General features: G+C 71.7%; 17 protein-coding genes and 2 pseudogenes. 7 read left to right on the forward strand and 12 right to left on the reverse strand.

Annotated elements, in window-relative coordinates; genetic code table 11:
• Positions 1-38 precede the first annotated feature (38 nt).
• Positions 39-599 (forward strand): TetR/AcrR family transcriptional regulator, encoded by a 561-nt coding sequence (locus tag QCN29_RS04035; RefSeq protein ID WP_279926277.1) that lies wholly within the window; start codon positions 39-41, stop codon positions 597-599.
• 60 nt (positions 600-659) lie between these two features.
• Here QCN29_RS04035 and QCN29_RS04040 read toward each other — a convergent pair.
• Positions 660-776, reverse strand: a pseudogene (locus QCN29_RS04040) (IS21-like element helper ATPase IstB); the annotation flags it as partial.
• 27 nt (positions 777-803) lie between these two features.
• On the opposite strand from QCN29_RS04040, the gene QCN29_RS04045 reads away from it, so the two are divergent.
• Together QCN29_RS04045 and QCN29_RS04050 are read left to right on the forward strand one after the other, a co-directional pair.
• Positions 804-1310 carry a site-specific integrase gene (locus QCN29_RS04045; RefSeq protein WP_279926278.1) on the forward strand — a complete coding sequence of 169 codons (507 nt, stop codon included), beginning with the start codon at positions 804-806 and terminating at the stop codon, positions 1308-1310.
• Between the two features lie 127 nt (positions 1311-1437).
• The gene (locus tag QCN29_RS04050; RefSeq protein WP_279926279.1) at positions 1438-1581 is read left to right on the forward strand and encodes a hypothetical protein; all 144 of its coding nucleotides are present in this window, start codon (positions 1438-1440) and stop codon (positions 1579-1581) included.
• A gap of 186 nt (positions 1582-1767) precedes the next feature.
• Here QCN29_RS04050 and QCN29_RS04055 read toward each other — a convergent pair.
• The 5 genes and pseudogenes from QCN29_RS04055 to QCN29_RS04075 form a co-directional block, all read right to left on the reverse strand.
• Positions 1768-1866, reverse strand: a pseudogene (locus QCN29_RS04055) (IS21-like element helper ATPase IstB); the annotation flags it as partial.
• 144 nt (positions 1867-2010) lie between these two features.
• Positions 2011-2538: a sulfotransferase-like domain-containing protein gene (locus QCN29_RS04060; protein ID WP_279926280.1), complete on the reverse strand. Its 528-nt coding sequence runs from the start codon at positions 2536-2538 to the stop codon at positions 2011-2013.
• A gap of 308 nt (positions 2539-2846) precedes the next feature.
• Entirely contained in the window at positions 2847-3770 is a 924-nt protein-coding gene (locus QCN29_RS04065; RefSeq protein ID WP_279926281.1) for a lysophospholipid acyltransferase family protein, read from the reverse strand.
• Complete coding sequence (locus QCN29_RS04070; RefSeq protein ID WP_279926282.1) at positions 3767-4585, reverse strand: GNAT family N-acetyltransferase; 819 nt, start codon at positions 4583-4585, stop codon at positions 3767-3769. The genes QCN29_RS04065 and QCN29_RS04070 overlap by 4 nt, the downstream gene beginning before the upstream one ends.
• 169 nt (positions 4586-4754) lie before the next feature.
• Complete coding sequence (locus QCN29_RS04075; protein ID WP_279926431.1) at positions 4755-4883, reverse strand: hypothetical protein; 129 nt, start codon at positions 4881-4883, stop codon at positions 4755-4757.
• An 87-nt stretch (positions 4884-4970) separates the two neighbouring features.
• Between QCN29_RS04075 and QCN29_RS04080 the strand changes: the two genes are divergently transcribed.
• Complete coding sequence (locus QCN29_RS04080; RefSeq protein ID WP_240135722.1) at positions 4971-5186, forward strand: dodecin; 216 nt, start codon at positions 4971-4973, stop codon at positions 5184-5186.
• Positions 5187-5210: 24 nt separating this feature from the next.
• Here QCN29_RS04080 and QCN29_RS04085 read toward each other — a convergent pair whose 3' ends face one another.
• Positions 5211-5702 carry a phosphatase domain-containing protein gene (locus QCN29_RS04085; RefSeq protein WP_279926284.1) on the reverse strand — a complete coding sequence of 164 codons (492 nt, stop codon included), beginning with the start codon at positions 5700-5702 and terminating at the stop codon, positions 5211-5213.
• Between QCN29_RS04085 and QCN29_RS04090 the strand changes: the two genes are divergently transcribed.
• Complete coding sequence (locus QCN29_RS04090) at positions 5696-5827, forward strand: hypothetical protein (RefSeq protein WP_279926285.1); 132 nt, start codon at positions 5696-5698, stop codon at positions 5825-5827. The two genes, QCN29_RS04085 and QCN29_RS04090, sit on opposite strands and share 7 nt — an antisense overlap.
• Before the next feature lie 37 nt (positions 5828-5864).
• Entirely contained in the window at positions 5865-8267 is a 2403-nt protein-coding gene (uvrA, locus tag QCN29_RS04095; protein WP_279926286.1) for an excinuclease ABC subunit UvrA, read from the forward strand.
• Between the two features lie 173 nt (positions 8268-8440).
• Here uvrA and QCN29_RS04100 read toward each other — a convergent pair whose 3' ends face one another.
• The 3 genes from QCN29_RS04100 to QCN29_RS04110 are packed head-to-tail and all read right to left on the reverse strand — an operon-like array spanning position 8441 to position 11890.
• Positions 8441-9187 carry a succinate dehydrogenase/fumarate reductase iron-sulfur subunit gene (locus QCN29_RS04100; protein ID WP_279926287.1) on the reverse strand — a complete coding sequence of 249 codons (747 nt, stop codon included), beginning with the start codon at positions 9185-9187 and terminating at the stop codon, positions 8441-8443.
• A complete protein-coding gene (locus QCN29_RS04105) occupies positions 9184-11145 on the reverse strand; it encodes a fumarate reductase/succinate dehydrogenase flavoprotein subunit (RefSeq protein ID WP_279926288.1) in 1962 nt (653 codons plus the stop codon). The genes QCN29_RS04100 and QCN29_RS04105 overlap by 4 nt, the downstream gene beginning before the upstream one ends.
• Before the next feature lies 1 nt (position 11146).
• Positions 11147-11890: a succinate dehydrogenase gene (locus QCN29_RS04110; protein ID WP_318036687.1), complete on the reverse strand. Its 744-nt coding sequence runs from the start codon at positions 11888-11890 to the stop codon at positions 11147-11149.
• A gap of 41 nt (positions 11891-11931) precedes the next feature.
• Between QCN29_RS04110 and QCN29_RS04115 the strand changes: the two genes are divergently transcribed.
• Complete coding sequence (locus QCN29_RS04115; RefSeq protein ID WP_279926289.1) at positions 11932-12855, forward strand: LysR family transcriptional regulator; 924 nt, start codon at positions 11932-11934, stop codon at positions 12853-12855.
• 305 nt (positions 12856-13160) lie between these two features.
• On the opposite strand, the gene QCN29_RS04120 is transcribed toward QCN29_RS04115, so the two are convergent.
• Together QCN29_RS04120 and QCN29_RS04125 are read right to left on the reverse strand one after the other, a co-directional pair.
• Positions 13161-15329, reverse strand: coding sequence for a putative bifunctional diguanylate cyclase/phosphodiesterase (locus tag QCN29_RS04120; RefSeq protein ID WP_279926290.1), 2169 nt, complete (start codon positions 15327-15329; stop codon positions 13161-13163).
• A complete protein-coding gene (locus tag QCN29_RS04125; protein ID WP_279926291.1) occupies positions 15326-16138 on the reverse strand; it encodes an SAM-dependent methyltransferase in 813 nt (270 codons plus the stop codon). Before QCN29_RS04125 ends, QCN29_RS04120 begins: the two co-directional genes overlap by 4 nt.
• Positions 16139-16248 lie beyond the last annotated feature (110 nt).

Below are 16248 nucleotides of genomic sequence, written 5' to 3' on the forward strand. Positions count from 1 at the left end.
CTCGCGCGAACGTGCAGACTGTTGCTAGGGTCCGCGGCATGGGAAACCGGGAAAAGCTGCTGGAGGCTGCAAGACAGTGCCTCTTCACGAAGGGCTACGAGCGCACAACGGTCCGCGACCTCGCCTCCGCGGCGGGCGTGAGCATGGCGGCGATCGGCTATCACTTCGGCTCGAAAGAGGCGCTGCTCAACCAGGCGCTCTTCGAGGCGCTCGACTCGGGAGACCAGGCCTTCGGGCCGTCGGCGGGCAACGCCGACCTCGGCGCGCTATGGCGTCGCCTGGTCGAGGCGTTCTCGGTCAACAAGACCTTCTGGATCGCCAATCTGGAGACCGTCCTGCGCGCGCAGCGCGACCCGGAACTGCGTGAGCAGATGGCCGCCGGGCTGCGGCAGGGACGCAGCGGCATGGCGCGAGAGGTCACCGGAACCGCCGAGACCGAGCTCTCCGAAGCGACAATCCGCACCGTCGGCTCGGTGCAGCTCGCCCTCGTCAGCGGCCTGATGATGCAGCATCTCACCGACCCGGAGTCCGCGCCCACTGCCGACGAGGTGCTGGCGGGGCTGCGGGCGCTGGCCACCTACCTGCCCGAGGAGGCATGAGGCCTCGGGCCATGAACCGTCAGATGGTTGCCGGGCGGCCCCTCCCGTGTGGGGCCCGGTTCAGATGGTGGCAGCCTGCTCGACCGGGGCCCCGGTCTGGATGATTGCACCGCTGAAGGTGAGCCGGTCGACGATGGCCGCGCGGAGCCGGGGATCGGTGAAAGTCTTCGTCCAGCCATCTGGGGCCGGCACTTGTTCCCTCTCATGGAGCTCGAAGGGCGGCCGGTCTCGGAGCGGTTCAGCCCGCATGCCCTGCGAAGGGCCTGCGCGACCCACAACTACGAACGCGGCGTCGACCTGGTCGCCATCCAGCAAATGCTCGGACACTGGACGGTCAGCTCGACCATGCGTGACGTCCGGCCCTCCGCAACGTTCATCGAGGACGCCTATCAGCGGGCGGTCGCCGGCACTCTGGCTGAGCTGCGACCTGATCGAGATCGACACCACCCCCGTCGAGCGGCCTGTGGCTCCGCCCCGGTCACCCTCGGCCAGCAGCGCCAGCTCTTCCGTCGATGGACGACCGACGATCAGGTTCACCCCCACGAGGCTCTGCTCGGCATGCTTGCTCTGCTGCACGGAGCCTCCAGCACCGAGGTCCGGACATTGAAGATCACCGACATCGACACAGCGGCCCAAGCTGTCCGGCTCGGCAAGCGACGCCATCCCGTCCCGCTGGACCCCGCTTCCTGGACTGGGCCGAACGCTGCTTGAACCATCGCACGGAGTGGCCGCCGGCCAACCCGCATGTGATGGTCACCAAGGAACCAAGGCCGGGCGGAGCCCAGCCTCAACTGCCGATGTCTCTCACGTCCTTGACGACTGCGGATACCCGCCCCGGATGATCCGCAGCACCCGTCTCGTCGACCTGGTGAACATCATGGACCCCAAGCTCGCCGCCGCCTTCGGCATGGACCCGCAGGCCACCCTCATCTACCTTGCTGATCACATCGACCCAGGACGCCTGCCCCACCAGCGCCAGTAGACGAACCTGCATGCGGCACCTCATCCCCCCATTCGCTCTCGCCGCCCTCCGGCGCGGACAGCAGATCGAGCAGTTCCTCGGCAGGATCGAACGCGATGGTCACCGAGGGCTGCCAGGACTTCCGCAAGATGAACCCGTGATGTTTCGGCGCTGCCTGGCACGAGTTTGCCGGAACATGTGCGCTTTACTGAAAGCCTCGTTCGAACCGATCGCGACGCTGTTCCTCTCCTCGCGTTCGGTCAGGACCTGAAACAGCAGTTCAGCCCCGCGCCGGTCAGGTTCCATCTAGCCGAGTTCGTCCAGCTATGCCGATATCCGTATAGCTGGACCTATGCCGAGACCGCGACTATGCCGAGAAGGATGTGGGCGAGCGTCATCACGGGCCGCGTGGCAGCGGTTCTGCTCGGCATGGTCGACGGCGGGGAGCGCTTATCCGGCCCAGGGGTTCGGTCCCTGCTTGAGGACGACGAGCCCGCGCGCTTGGTCGGCGGGCCAGAGGTCGATCCGATAGAGGAAGTGATCGCCAGGTCCGCCATTGGTGTCGACAGCCGGCGGGTCAGAGGGGACGTAGGAGACCCGGGCTCGCAACAGCCCGGCGGGAACGGTCATGCCTGGCCCGTCCTCTGGGTGGACTCCTGGGCTGGACAGGGCGAGTTGGCCTGTTGGAGCGTCCAGGTCCACCTCCACGATGTGCTCTGCCGTCGGCTCGATCATTGGCGCGGACGCATGGACGGTGATCAGCGATTCGACCAGGTCATCCCGTGCGGTGCCAACGGAGATCGAGTGCGGTTCCACTCCGATGCGGTGAACGTGGACCGCTTCGTCGGTCCAGCCTGCTGGCGGCAGGTCCGGGTCCATCGCGTGTTCAGCCATCCACGCGTCATAGAGCTCAAGGTCTTGGACATAGAACTGCCCATGATCGGCATCGATCAGGAACTTCAACGAATCATCAGCCACCGCCGCAGGCTATCGAAGCGGACTGTAACCTCGGCTCCGCTCGCGACTCACAGGCGGTCGAGGAACGCGAGGACCTTGTCGGTGGGCTGGTAGCGGTCCGGCCGGGCAGTCACCGGTGTGGTCAGAGCCAGGGCCTTCTCCTTGATGGTCATGACAGCCTTGGGGCTAGGGGTTCCCGGGGCTGCGCCCAGGCCCCTGTTGCCGGGGGCTCTGCCCACGGCCCCCCGCTCCTCAACTCCCCCAGACTCCGTCCGGGGGTACCCCCACGGGGCTGGAATGGGTACGCCCTCTCGCCTCAAACGGCCGGTTCACATGAGCCTGTCCGGCGATTGAGGACACGGCCGAAGGCCGGACAGGGGGCCTGGGGGCTTGCCCCCTGTTACAGGTTGCGGGGGCGCAGGGGAGGGGCGGGGGAAAGATCCGCCGTCATATCCGGAGTCCGCCGCCCGCGGGACGACAGCCCGCTGTACGGCCTCGGCGAGCGCGCGGCGGTCGGGCAGCGCCCCGGGGGGCACGGGCGGCAGGAGCGTGAGCTCCGCGGTGATGCCGCCCGCCGCCGCGACCCGCCACAGGGACGCCGGGAGCGGGTCGTCGCCGACGAACGCGGCCGCCCCGGTGGGCGTGTACGCGATGCGTGCGGGCTGCACGGCGGCGCCCGCGTCCAGCGCGGCCTGGAAGACGGCGGGGCGGAACCTGCCGTGGCCGCGGCCGCACCAGGTGGAGCCCTCGGGGAAGGCGATCACCCGGTCGCCGCGGCGCAGCGCGCCCGCCATGGCGGCGACGGTTCCCGGCAGGGTGCGCAGCCGGTCGCGGTCGATGAAGAGGGTGCCGCCGAGGGCGGCGAGCGGACCGAGGAGGGGCCAGGCGCGTACCTCGGACTTGGCCAGCATCCGGCCGGGGAGCGCTGCCGCGATCAGCGGTATGTCCAGCCATGAGACGTGGTTGGCGACCACCAGCGAGGCGTGCGGGGCGGGGGCGTCGGCCGCCTTCTCCCCGGAGATGCGGAGGCGCACCCCGAAGGCGCGCAGCACGGTGCGCGCCCACAGGCGGGTCATACGGCGGCGCACCGCCGTGCCGAGCAGTGCGGTCGGCGGGGCGAGCAGGATCCCGGCGAGGACGGCCGCCGTTCCGGCCGCCAGCCGGGCGGCCGCGGCGATCCGGCCGCAGTTCCGGCGCGGGTGGGTGGCGCAGCCCTGCGGGGTGCAGGGCGCGGTCGGCAGCCAGAGGCTCATCGCACGGGGGCGAGGGAGAGGAAGTGGCGCAGGTACCGGGGGTTGGTGCGGCGCAGTGAGAGCAGCACGTACAGGTCGGCGACGCCGAAGTCGGGGTCGTGGGCGGGGGCCCCGCACACCCACGCGCCGAGCCGCAGATAGCCGCGGAGGAGGGCGGGCAGTTCGATGCGCCCTTCGGAGCCGGGCGCCTGGGCGGGGTTCCACAGCTTGTGGGGGGTGACCCAGTACTCCTCCGGGGCCAGGTTCTTCTCTTTGACCCTCTCCCAGGTCGCGGCGGCGAGGGCGCCGCCGTCGGCGAGCGGGATGGAGCAGCAGCCGGCCAGCCAGTTGTGGCCGGTGCGGGTCATATAGCGGGCGAGGCCGGCCCAGATGAGGGCGATGACGGCCCCGTTGCGGTGCTGCGGGTGGACGCAGGAGCGGCCGACCTCCACCAGGTCGTCCCGGATCGGGTCGAGGCGGGTGAGGTCGAACTCGCTCTCGGAGTAGAGCCGCCCGGCGATCCGGGCGCGGTCGGGCGGCAGCAGCCGGTAGGTGCCGACGACCTCGCCGCTGTCCGCTTCGCGGACGAGAAGGTGGTCGCAGTAGGCGTCGAAGGCGTCGGTGTCGAGCCCCGGCTCGGGTCCTTCCAGCCGTGCGCCCATCTCGCCGGCGAAGACCTGGTGGCGCAGCCGCTGCGCGGCCCGTACGTCCTCCTGGTCGCGGGCGAGCCCGACCAGGTAGCGGGGCTGCGCCTGGGGTTCCGGGCCCGGCTGTGGAAAGGGGTTCACGGGCCGGGCGGCCGGTGGGGCGGGGACGACTGCTGGCGATGCGGGCATGGCGGTCTCCTGTGCCGGTCGGACGGTGTCCGGGCCACGGGCGCGGCGGCCCGGCCCTTTACTTCTTCCGTGGCCGGCTGGATTCGACATGACCGCACGGCGGAGAGCGGATGTGCGACGGCTTAATGGCGGGAAATCGCACCCGCCCCGAGGGCGGGCGCCGCCTCCCTCAGGGGCGGAGCCCCGCCGTGATGCGCCGGGAGGCCTTGCGGGCGGCCTCCCGGGGGTCCGCGCCGGTGAGGACCGCGGTCGTACAGGGCTTGACGGGGTTGTCGGCCTCGACCCATGAGGCGGTCAACCCCGTGCGGTGCGGCACACACGCGCGACACCCCAGCCGCCGGGGCTTCGCCGCGCGGGCCGCGCCCCGGTGGGGCACGGTGGAGGCATGACGAACCACACCTATCGCGTGACCGAGATCGTGGGCAGTTCCACGGAGGGGGTCGACCAGGCCGTCCGCAACGGCATCTCGCGGGCCTCCCAGACCCTGCGGGGCCTGGACTGGTTCGAGGTGACCGAGATTCGCGGACATCTCGTCGACGGGCAGATCGAGCACTTCCAGGTCGGCCTGAAGGTCGGGTTCCGGCTCGAGGACGGCGACTGACGGGCAGGGAAGCCCGCCCCTGCCTCAGGTGCGGCCGAGGCGTTCCTGGGCGTCCTTCAGGCCCTCGGTGACGGCGGCGGCCCAGCGTGCCCGTACGACGGGGAAGCCCGCCCTCTCCGCGTCGTCGCACACCAGTTCGTCATCGTCCACCAGCATGCGGATCTCCCGGCCGCGGCCGAGCGTGCGCAGCACCTCCAGCTTGGTTCTGCGGGCCGGGCGGCGGTCGTCGTCGCGCCGCATGTACAGGCGCCCCTCGGGCAGTTCCCGGGCCCGGATCCAGGCGACGGCGTCCGCACGACAGCGCTCGGGCCGCCCGGTCAGATACACCACCTCGCACTCCTCGGCGGCCGCCCGGCACATCGCGACGCCCTGGGGCAGCGGAGGGTCGGCGGGGGCGGCCGAGAAGAAGGCGTTCCAGTCGCGCGGCCTGCGCTCGAGGAAGCGCTGCCGGTGCCGGGCGTCGCTGAGCGTGCCGTCCAGGTCGAATACGGCCAGCGGCCTGCTGCTGTGTGTCACGCCCACAGCGTACGCAGCCGGAATTCCCGAACGAGGTGCTGTCGGCCACGAGCGCCTACGACCGGGCCGCCCTGCTGCAGTCCTTCCGGCGGCTCGCCCGGATCACGGCCTGCGTTCCCGCCTGACCGGACTGACCTGCGCCGATCCATAGGATGGTGCGTTATGCACCATCCTCATGACCCCTTCGTGCGAGTGCGCGGCGCACGCGAGCACAATCTCCGCGGCGTCGATGTGGACATTCCGCGCGACGCCCTCGTCGTGTTCACCGGAGTCTCCGGGTCCGGGAAGTCGTCCCTCGCTTTCGGCACGATCTACGCGGAGGCGCAGCGGCGCTACTTTGAGTCGGTCGCCCCGTACGCCCGCCGGCTGATCCACCAGGTGGGCGCGCCCAAGGTCGGCGACATCTCGGGGCTGCCGCCGGCGGTCTCGCTGGAACAGCGGCGTTCGGCCCCCGGCTCGCGCTCCTCGGTGGGCACCGTCACCGCCCTGTCCAACTCGCTGCGCATGCTGTTCTCCCGGGCGGGCGAGTATCCGGCGGGCGCGGACCGGCTCGACTCGGACGCCTTCTCGCCGAACACGGCCGCGGGGGCGTGCCCGGCGTGCCACGGTCTCGGCGTGGTGCACCGCACCACGGAGGAACTGCTGGTGCCCGATCCGTCGCTGTCGATCCGCGAGGGCGCCATCGCGGCCTGGCCGGGGGCCTGGCAGGGCAAGAACCTGCGGGACGTCCTGGACGCCCTCGGCCATGACGTCGACCGGCCCTGGCGGGAGCTGCCGGCGCGCGACCGGGAATGGATCCTGTTCACCGACGAACAGCCGGTCGTCACGGTGCATCCGGTGCGGGAGGCCGGCCGGATCCAGCGTCCGTACCAGGGCACGTACACGAGCGCCCGGCGCTATGTGCTGCACACCTTCTCCGACTCCAGGAGCCAGACGCTGCGCGCCAGGGCCGAGCGGTTTCTCCGGAGTACGCCGTGCGGAGAGTGCGGGGGCAGCAGGCTGCGGCCCGAGGCGCTCGCGGTGACGTTCGCGGGCCGCACGATCGCCGAACTGGCGGCGCTTCCGCTCGCCACGCTGGCGGACGTGCTCGACTCTCACCGGGACGGCGCCGGCGGCGAGAGCGCCCGCGTGCTCACCGCCGATCTGCTGACGCGGATCGGCACGGTCGCCGAACTGGGTCTCGGCTATCTGAGCCTGGACCGCCCGGCGCCCACGCTCTCCAGCGGAGAGCTGCAGCGGCTGCGGCTGGCCACCCAGCTCAAGTCCGGTCTGTTCGGGGTGGTGTACGTCCTGGACGAGCCGTCGGCCGGGCTGCATCCGGCGGACACCGAGGCGCTGCTGACGGTGCTGGGCAGGCTGAAGGCCGCGGGCAACACGGTGTTCGTCGTGGAGCATCATCTCGATGTGGTCCGCGGCGCGGACTGGCTGGTGGACGTGGGCCCGCGGGCGGGCGAACACGGCGGCCGCGTGCTGCACAGCGGTCCGGTGGCGGAGCTCGCGGCCGTGTCGGAGTCGGCCACCCGCCGCTTTCTGTTCGGCCCGCTTCAGGGCGGGGCGCGGGAGCAGCGGACGCCCTCGGGGTGGCTGCGGCTGCGCGGGGTGCGCCGGCACAATCTGCGCGGGGTGGACGTGGACTTCCCGCTCGGGGTGTTCACGGCCGTGACCGGCGTGTCGGGGTCGGGGAAGTCGACGCTGGCGAGCCAGGTGCTCGCGGGTGCGGTGGCGTCCGGCGCCGCCGGGACGGGGCAGGCGGACTGCGCGTCCGCCGAAGGGCTGTCGGCGGTCGACCGGCTGGTCCGGGTCGACCAGCGGCCGATCGGCCGTACCCCGCGGTCCAACCTGGCTACGTACACCGGGCTGTTCGACGTCGTGCGCAAGCTGTTCGCGGCGACGGAGGCGGCGCGAAAGCGGGGGTACAAGGCGGGGCGGTTCTCCTTCAACGTGGCCGGCGGCCGCTGTGAGACCTGCCAGGGCGAGGGCTTCGTCACGGTGGAGCTGCTCTTTCTGCCCAGCACGTACGCCCCCTGCCAGGACTGCGGCGGCGGCCGCTACAACTCCGCGACGCTCGAGGTGCGGTACCGCGGCAGGAACATCGCCGAGGTACTCGATCTGACCGTGGAGGCGGCCGCGGGCTTCTTCCGGGAGGTGCCCGCGGCGCAGCGGAGTCTGCGCACCCTGCTGGACGTGGGACTCGGCTATCTCCGGCTCGGACAGCCCGCGACGGAGCTGTCGGGCGGCGAGGCACAGCGCATCAAACTGGCGGGCGAGCTGCAGCGGGTGCGGCGGGGCTGCACCCTGTACATCCTGGACGAGCCGACGACCGGGCTGCACCCGGCCGATGTGGAGGTGCTGCTGCGGCAGCTGCACGGGCTGGTGGACACGGGGTCCACGGTCGTCGTGGTCGAGCACGACATGGACGTGGTGGCCGGCGCGGACTGGGTGATCGACCTCGGCCCCGGCGGCGGCGACGCGGGAGGACGGATCGTGGCGGCGGGGCGGCCGGGGGAGGTCGCGGGGGCGGAGGGAAGCAGGACGGCCGGGTACTTGGCGCGGGCTCGGCGGTAGGGGCGGATGTTCCCTCCCAGCCACCGCGCCCCGCCCGGCAACCGGGGCCTCCTCCCCCGGACCCCTTTCCAGGGGAGAGCCGGTGCGCCCACGGCCCCTGGGACCGGCCCCGGTGGTGTGTGGGGGCCTGCCCCGCACCGGGAACGGCGGCCGGGTGGGGAACGATCCGTCCGTCAGCGGCGAGGTCCGCGCAGCGCCCGCAGCCATTCCCGGTTCATCGCCGTGATCGACGGCAGCGGAATGCCCTTGGGGCACGCCGTCGCGCACTCCCCCGTCAGCGTGCAGCCGCCGAAGCCCTCCGCGTCCATCGTGGCCACCATGTCGAGGACCCGGCGCTCCCGTTCGGGCGCCCCCTGCGGGAGGGCGGCCAGGTGGTTGACCTTGGCGGAGGTGAAGAGCATGGCGGAGCCGTTGGGGCAGGCTGCGACGCATGCGCCGCAGCCGATGCACTCGGCGTGCTCGAAGGCGTGGTCGGCGGCCTCCTTGGGGACGGCCGTGGCGTGCGCTTCGGGAGCGCTGCCCGTGGGGGCGGTGACATAGCCGCCGGCCTGGATGATCCGGTCGAAGGCGGAGCGGTCGACGACGAGGTCCTTGACGACGGGGAAGGCCGCGGCGCGCCAGGGCTCGACGTCGACGGTGTCGCCGTCGGCGAAGGAGCGCATATGGAGCTGGCAGGCGGTGGTGCGCTCCGGGCCGTGGGCGTCGCCGTTGATGACGAGGCTGCATGCGCCGCAGATGCCCTCGCGGCAGTCGTGGTCAAAGGCGACGGGGTCCTCGCCGCTCAGAATGAGGTGCTCGTTGAGCGTGTCGAGCATCTCCAGGAAGGACATGTCCTCCGAGATTCCGTCGATCTGGTAGGCGGCCATCGCTCCGGGGGCCTCGGCATCGCGCTGACGCCAGACGCGGACGGTGAGCTTCATGCGTAGCTCCGCTGGGTGGGGTGGACGTACTCGAAGACCAGGTCTTCCCGGTGCAGGACGGGGGCCGCGCCGGTTGCGGTGAACTCCCAGGCGGCCGCGTACGAGAACTCCTCGTCGCGCCGCGCCGCCTCGCCGTCCGGGGTCTGCGACTCCTCGCGGAAGTGGCCGCCGCACGATTCGGCGCGGTGGAGCGCGTCGAGGCACATCAGCTCGGCGAGCTCCAGATAGTCGACGATGCGGTTGGCCTTCTCCAGGGTCTGGTTGAGCTCCTCGCCGGCCCCGGGCACCCTGACGCGCCGCCAGAACTCCTCGCGAATCAGCGGGATGCGGTCCAGCGCCTTGCGCAGGCCCTCCTCCGTGCGGGACATGCCGCAGCAGTCCCACATCAGCTCGCCGATCTCGCGGTGGAAGGAGTCGGGGGTGCGGTCGCCGTCGGCGGCGAGGAGCCGCCGCAGCCGGTCCTCGGCGGCGGCGAGCGCCTCGGTCACGGCGGGATGGCTGTCGTCGACGCCGCCGTGGTGCGGGTTGCGGGCGAGGTAGTCGTTGACGGTCGCCGGCAGGACGAAGTAGCCGTCGGCGAGGCCCTGCATCAGCGCGGAGGCGCCGAGGCGGTTGGCCCCGTGGTCGGAGAAGTTGGCCTCGCCGATCGCGAAGAGGCCGGGGACGGTGGTCTGGAGGTCGTAGTCGACCCACAGGCCGCCCATCGTGTAGTGCACGGCCGGATAGATCCGCATGGGGACGTCGTAGGGGTTCTCCGCGGTGATCCGCTCGTACATCTCGAAGAGATTGCCGTACTTCGCCGACACGTTCGCCCGGCCCATGCGGCGGATGGCGTCGGCGAAGTCGAGGTAGACGCCCTGGCCGCCGGGGCCGACGCCGCGGCCTTCGTCGCAGACGTTCTTCGCGGCGCGGGAGGCGATGTCGCGTGGGACGAGGTTGCCGAAGGAGGGGTAGGCGCGCTCCAGGTAGTAGTCGCGCTGCTCCTCTGGGATCTCGTTCGGCGGGCGGGTGTCGCCCGGGGCCTTCGGCACCCAGATGCGGCCGTCGTTGCGGAGCGACTCGCTCATCAGCGTCAGTTTGGACTGGTGGTCGCCGGTGCGCGGAATGCAGGTGGGGTGGATCTGGGTGAAGCAGGGGTTGGCGAAGTACGCGCCGCGGCGGTGGGCGCGCCATACGGCGGTCGCGTTGGAGTTCACGGCGTTCGTCGACAGGTAGAAGACGTTGCCGTAGCCGCCGGTGGCCAGGACGACCGCGTCGGCGTGGTACGCGGTGACCCTCCCGCTGACCAGGTCGCGGGCCACGATTCCCCGTGCCCGGCCGTCGACGACGATCAGGTCGAGCATCTCCGTACGCGGATGCATGGCGACGTTGCCCGCGGCGATCTGCCGCGACAGCGCCTGGTAGGCGCCGAGCAGCAGCTGCTGCCCCGTCTGGCCGCGGGCGTAGAAGGTGCGGGAGACCTGGACGCCGCCGAATGAGCGGGTGTCGAGGAGCCCGCCGTACTCGCGGGCGAAGGGCACGCCCTGGGCGACGCACTGGTCGATGATGTCGACGGATATCTGGGCGAGGCGGTGGACGTTGGACTCGCGGGCGCGGAAGTCGCCGCCCTTGACGGTGTCGTAGAAGAGGCGGCGGACGGAGTCGCCGTCGTTGCGGTAGTTCTTGGCGGCGTTGATGCCGCCCTGGGCGGCGATGGAGTGGGCGCGGCGGGGCGAGTCCTGGTAGCAGAACTGCTGGACGCGGTAGCCCTGTTCGGCGAGGGTGGCGCCGGCCGCGCCGCCGGCCAGTCCGGCGCCGACGACGATGACGGTGTGCCTGCGCCGGTTGGCGGGGTTGACCAGCTTCGCTTGGAAGCGGCGGCGGTCCCAGCGTTCGGCGACGGGGCCGGACGGGGCGGCGGTGTCGGCGATCGGGGCGCCGGTGGTGTAGTCGGTGTACTCGGTGGACGGCTGGGTCATATCAGCCCACGACTCCGGTCAGCACCGCGACGGGTACGGCGATGAAGCCGGCCGTCAGGGCCAGCGCGAGGAGGTCCGCGGCGGCCCTGAGGGCGCGGTCGCGGGCGGCGCCGCCGACGCCGAGCGTCTGGGCGGCGCTGTGGAATCCATGCCGGATGTGCAGTCCGAGCGCGAGCATCGCGGTGATGTAGATGACGTTGCCGTACCAGGTGGAGAAGGTCGCGACGACGTTCTCGTACGGACGGCCCGGCTGGGCGTTCTCGTTGACGGTGAGCGTGGTCAGGTCGAGCAGATGCCAGACGATGAAGAGGCCGAGGATGACCCCGCCCCAGCGCATGGTGCGGGTGGCGTAGCTCGCCCGGGGCCGCTTGTGGGCGTACGCGGTGGGGCGGGCTCTGATGTCGCGGCGGCTGAGCTGGCAGGCGGAGACCGCGTGGGCCGCGACGGCGGCCAGCAGGAGGATGCGCACCAGCCACAGGCCCCATTCGCGGTGCAGGACGGGCGCGCCCATCTCGCGAAGCCAGTGGCCGTAGGCGTTGAACTCCTCGGGCCCGAAGAAGACCTTGAGGTTGCCCATCACATGCGCCGTCAGATAGGAGAGCATGATCAGTCCGCTGGCCGCCATGACGGTCTTCTTGCCGAGCGTGGAGCGCCAGAAGAGACGGGCGACGGACGGGGGCCGGGCCGGAGGACGTCCGTCCGTGCGGGCTGTGCGGCCCGTGCGGGTGCGCGTTGCCAGAACCATGACTGCGACCGTAGGGCGGGAAGCCGCCAGAGGTCCAAGACATGATGCAGCTGATCTCCATAGACGCCGCCTATGATGGCGAGGTGCAGTTCCAGCAGCTGGTGTACTTCGTGGCGGTCGCCGAGACCCTGCACTTCACGCGCGCCGCGGAGCGGGTGCACATCGCCCAGCCGTCGCTCTCGCAGCAGATCAGGGCGCTGGAGAAGGAGCTGGGGGCGGAGCTGTTCAGCCGCGCGCGGGGCAATGTCGCGCTCACCGACGCCGGGGAGGCGCTGCTGCCGCTGGCGCGCCGCATCCTCGCCGACGCGGACACGGCCCGCCGCGAGGTGCAGGAACTGGTGCAGCTGCGGCGGGGCAGGGTGCGGCTGGGGGCGACGCCGAGCCTGTGCACCGGGCTGCTGCCCCAGGTGCTGCGCGCCTTCCACGAACGGCATCCCGGCATCGAGCTGCTGATCGAGGAGAGCGGCTCGCACGATCTGGTGCGGGAGCTGGCGCGCGGGGCGCTCGATCTGGCGCTGGTGGTGCTGCCGCTGCCGCCCGCGTCGCCCGCGCTGACGACGGTCGAACTGCTGCGGGAGGACCTGGTGGTGGTCACCGCGCCGACGGCGCGGGCGCCGCGGGATCCGGTGCGGATCGCGGATCTCGCGGGCGAGCCGCTGGTGATGTTCCGGCACGGGTACGACCTGCGCGAGCTGACCGTGGCCGCCTGCCGTGCGGAGGGCTTCGAGCCGCGGTTCACCGTGGAGGGCGGGGAGATGGACGCGGTGCTGGGATTCGTGCGGGCGGGGCTGGGCGCGGCGGTCGTCCCGGCGATGGCGGCGAGGGGCGCGGCGCGGGATCTGCGGGTGACGCCGCTGGCCGCGCCGGGGCTCCGGCGCACGATCGGCCTGGCGCACCGCAGTGACGTGGCTCCGCCGCGGGCGGCGAGGGAGGTGCAGCGGCTGCTGCTGGAGTCGCGTCCGTAGGGGGGTCTCCCCTTGCGGACGCCCTTCCCCCACGGTTTTGGGGCGTGTGGCCCCCCGCTTCCCGAAACCGGAGGCTCCGCCCACGGGACCAGCTGCGGGGGGTGTCGTGCGGGACTGCGTCACGCAGGAAGAAACCCGACCCCGTGGCAAACCAGACCCACGGGGGCCGGAAGAAACCCAGCTCCACGGCAAACCCGACCCCCGGGGCCGGCGGCGCGGAGCTGCCGCCCTGCCGCGTGCGGGGCGGAGCCCCGCGCACCCTCCCCTCGGGAGGGGGCGTCCGGGGGCGGAGCCCCCGGAGCCGCTCAGACCGCGTCGGCCAGGGACAGCGCGTGGAGCTTCTCCGGCGGGCCCGGGCGGGCGTAGTACCAGCCCTGGGCGGTGTCGCAGCCCAGTTCGCGGAGCTGGACCGCCTGCGCTCCCGTTTCCACGCCCTCGACGGTGACGGCCAGTTCCAGGCTGTGGGCCAGGGAGACGATGCCCTCGACGATTTTGAGGTCCACGGGGTCGGCGGGGCTGCGCTGCATGCCCTGGGTGAAGGAGCGGTCCAGTTTGAGGACGTTCACCGGGAGGCGGCGCAGGTTGGCCAGGTTGGAGTAGCCCGTGCCGAAGTCGTCCAGCGCGATGTCGACGCCCATCTCGGAGAGCTGGCGCAGCGGTTTGAGGAGGTCCTCGTCCGCGCCGATGAGGGCGGATTCGGTGACTTCCAGGCACAGTGCGCCCGGTTCGAGGCCGGAGCGCTCCAGGACGGCGACCGTGTCGGCGACCAGACCGGGATGGTGGAGCTGGGCGGGCGAGAGGTTGACGTTGATCCGCAGCGGGCCGCCGTCGGCGTGGCGCTGCTGCCAGAAGCGGGCCTGGCGCACCGCCTCCTGGAGCACCCAGCGGCCCAGCGGCACGATCAGCCCGGTGTGCTCGGCGAGCGGGATGAACCGGTCGGGGCCGAGTACGCCGTGCTGCGGATGGCACCAGCGGACCAGCGCCTCGGCCCCGTGCACGGTCCCGTCGCCCAAGTGCACCAGCGGCTGGTACTCGATGAAGAACTCGCCGCGTTCCAGGGCGGCGGGCAGCGAGGTGGTCAGGCCGTGCCGGGTGATGGCACGGGCGTCGGCCTCCGGGTCGGCGAGTTCGAAGCGGTTGCCGCCCGCCGACTTGGCGCGGTACATGGTGATGTCGGCGCTGCGCAGCACCTCGGCCGCGGTGCGTTCGCCGCCCGCCGGACCCTCGACGATGCCGATGCTGCCGCGCACCGTGAACTCGCGGCCGTCGATGCGGATCGGGGTGGCGAGCACGGCGAGGATTCGGGCGGCGAGCTCATGGACCTCGCGCTGGGCTCCGGGGCCGGTGGTCAGCGCCACGAACTCGTCGCCGCCGAGCCGGGCGACCATCTCGCCGGGGGCGGTGGCGCAGCTCTGCAGCCGGTCGGCGACCTCCACCAGCAGCCGGTCGCCGGCCGCGTGCCCGAGGCTGTCGTTGATGGCCTTGAAACCGTCGAGGTCGAGGTAGCACAGCCCGAAGCGTGTGCCGCCGCCCGCCGTGACGGCCTTCTCCAGGCGTTCGAAGAACAGGGTGCGGTTGGGCAGTCCGGTCAGCGCGTCATGGGTGGCCTCGTAGCGCAGCCGCAGATTGAGCAGCCGGCGCTCGGTGGTGTCCTCCATCAGGGCCAGCTGGTACTGGGGCAGCCCGTCGGCGTCGCGCAGCAGGGACACGGTCAGATTGGTCCACAGGACGGTGCCGTCGTTGCGGTAGAACGGCTTCTCGACTCGGAAGTGGTCGCGGTCGCCGCGGACGAGCTCCCGGTACAGCTCCCAGACGTGCGGCCGGTCCTCGGGGTGGGACCAGTCGGTGACCTTGTGGCCGCGGACATGGTGTTCGAGGCCGCCGAACATCCGGGTGAGGGCCTCGTTGACCTCCAGCACATTGCCGTCGAGGTCGGCGATGCCGATGCCGATGGCCGCGCCTTCGAAGATCGCCCGGAAGCGCGCCTCGGTGGCGTGCAGCGCCTCGGCGGCGTCGCTGCGCGCCCGCATCGAGGAGCGCGCGATGGCCTCCTGCTCGACGAGGGTGCGTTCCCTCAGCGCATGGGCGTAGCCCGCGGCCACGGAGTGCTGGAGCCGGGCGCAGCGGGCCCGGAGCTCCTCGGCGCTGTACTCCTGTGCGCTGCCGCAGTACAGCACCAGATAGGAGTCGATGACGCCGAGGGTGCGGCTGAGGGCGTCGGGGTCGGTGCAGTGGGCGTCCACGAGCGCGGCGCCGGTGTGCTGGGCGGACCGCGGGTCGAAGGAGCCCGCGTGCAGGGCCGTGCTCAGTTCGCGGGCCAGCGGCAGCAGATGCCGTTCGAACTCGGGCCGCGTCATCGACGTGGCCGTCACCGGGAAGATGGCGCGGCTCCAGATGGTCGCGAACCGGCGGAGTCTGTCCTCCAGACCGTCGGGGTCCGCCGCGGAACCCGTCGCCTGCGACGACGCCCTCACGCCTTGCGCCCCACCCCGGCGAAGCCCGAGAAGGCATATGGGTCTTCCTGGTCGGTCGGTCCCGACGGCCGCCACAGCGGCGGTGAGACGAGTCCGGGATCGACCGTCTCGTAGCCCTCGAAGAACGCCTCGACCTGGGCGCGGGTGCGCATCACGATGGGGTTGCGGATGTCTCGGTAGACCTCGATCGCGCCGTTCGCCTGCTGTTCGGGGACGGGCATGCCCTCGTAGGAGGCGTGGCTGGCGATGAGCAGGCTGCCGGGCGCGAGCGCGTCGCGCAGCTCGGCGACGGCGCGGTAGGGGTCGTCGGCGTCCTCGATGAAGTGGAGTACGCAGACGAGGAGCAGGGCGACGGGCCGGCCGAGGTCGAGCAGCGAGGTGACCTCCTGGCTGTGCAGGATGTCGCGCGGCTTGCGCAGATCGGCGGCGGCGACGGCGCTGAGCGCGTCGCCTTCCAGGACTGCTCTGCTGTGTGCGACGGCGACGGGGTCGTGGTCGACATAGACGACGCGGGCGGCGGGGTCGGCTTCTCGGGCGACTTCATGGACGTTTCCGAAGGCCGGAATGCCCGAGCCGACATCGAGGAACTGGGTGATGCCCTGGCCCGCCGCGTAGTGCACGGCGCGGCGCATGAACGCCCGATGGGCCTGCATGATCTTGGGCAGGCCCGGCATGAACTCCATGGCTTTGCGGGCGGCTTCCCGGTCCGCTTCGAAATTGTGCGAGCCGCCCAGGTAGTAGTCGTAAATGCGGGCGACGCTCGGCACCGATATGTCGATGCCCTGCGGGGCCCAGGCGGGACGCTCCATCGATGTCTCCAACAAGTCGCCACGGGGGGAGCGGCCATGTCCATGGCCAGTGTTCGAGCCGAGGCTACTGATCGCCCGCCAGGAGAGCGAGCCGAACCGGAAATTAGCGG

The sequence above is a fragment of the Streptomyces chengmaiensis genome, from assembly GCF_029846775.1.
GTDB classification, from domain to species: domain Bacteria; phylum Actinomycetota; class Actinomycetes; order Streptomycetales; family Streptomycetaceae; genus Streptomyces; species Streptomyces chengmaiensis.

What these genes read in the sequence shown, in the direction of transcription:
- QCN29_RS04115 (WP_279926289.1), top strand. Translation starts at nt 11,932, where the DNA reads ATGATGCAGCTGATCTCCATAGACGCCGCCTATGATGGCGAGGTGCAG.
- uvrA (WP_279926286.1), top strand. Translation starts at nt 5,865, where the DNA reads ATGCACCATCCTCATGACCCCTTCGTGCGAGTGCGCGGCGCACGCGAG.
- QCN29_RS04080 (WP_240135722.1), top strand. Translation starts at nt 4,971, where the DNA reads ATGACGAACCACACCTATCGCGTGACCGAGATCGTGGGCAGTTCCACG.
- QCN29_RS04035 (WP_279926277.1), top strand. Translation starts at nt 39, where the DNA reads ATGGGAAACCGGGAAAAGCTGCTGGAGGCTGCAAGACAGTGCCTCTTC.
- QCN29_RS04125 (WP_279926291.1), bottom strand. Translation starts at nt 16,138, where the DNA reads ATGGAGCGTCCCGCCTGGGCCCCGCAGGGCATCGACATATCGGTGCCG.
- QCN29_RS04045 (WP_279926278.1), top strand. Translation starts at nt 804, where the DNA reads ATGGAGCTCGAAGGGCGGCCGGTCTCGGAGCGGTTCAGCCCGCATGCC.
- QCN29_RS04070 (WP_279926282.1), bottom strand. Translation starts at nt 4,585, where the DNA reads ATGCCCGCATCGCCAGCAGTCGTCCCCGCCCCACCGGCCGCCCGGCCC.
- QCN29_RS04065 (WP_279926281.1), bottom strand. Translation starts at nt 3,770, where the DNA reads ATGAGCCTCTGGCTGCCGACCGCGCCCTGCACCCCGCAGGGCTGCGCC.
- QCN29_RS04050 (WP_279926279.1), top strand. Translation starts at nt 1,438, where the DNA reads ATGATCCGCAGCACCCGTCTCGTCGACCTGGTGAACATCATGGACCCC.
- QCN29_RS04110 (WP_318036687.1), bottom strand. Translation starts at nt 11,890, where the DNA reads ATGGTTCTGGCAACGCGCACCCGCACGGGCCGCACAGCCCGCACGGAC.
- QCN29_RS04105 (WP_279926288.1), bottom strand. Translation starts at nt 11,145, where the DNA reads ATGACCCAGCCGTCCACCGAGTACACCGACTACACCACCGGCGCCCCG.
- QCN29_RS04100 (WP_279926287.1), bottom strand. Translation starts at nt 9,187, where the DNA reads ATGAAGCTCACCGTCCGCGTCTGGCGTCAGCGCGATGCCGAGGCCCCC.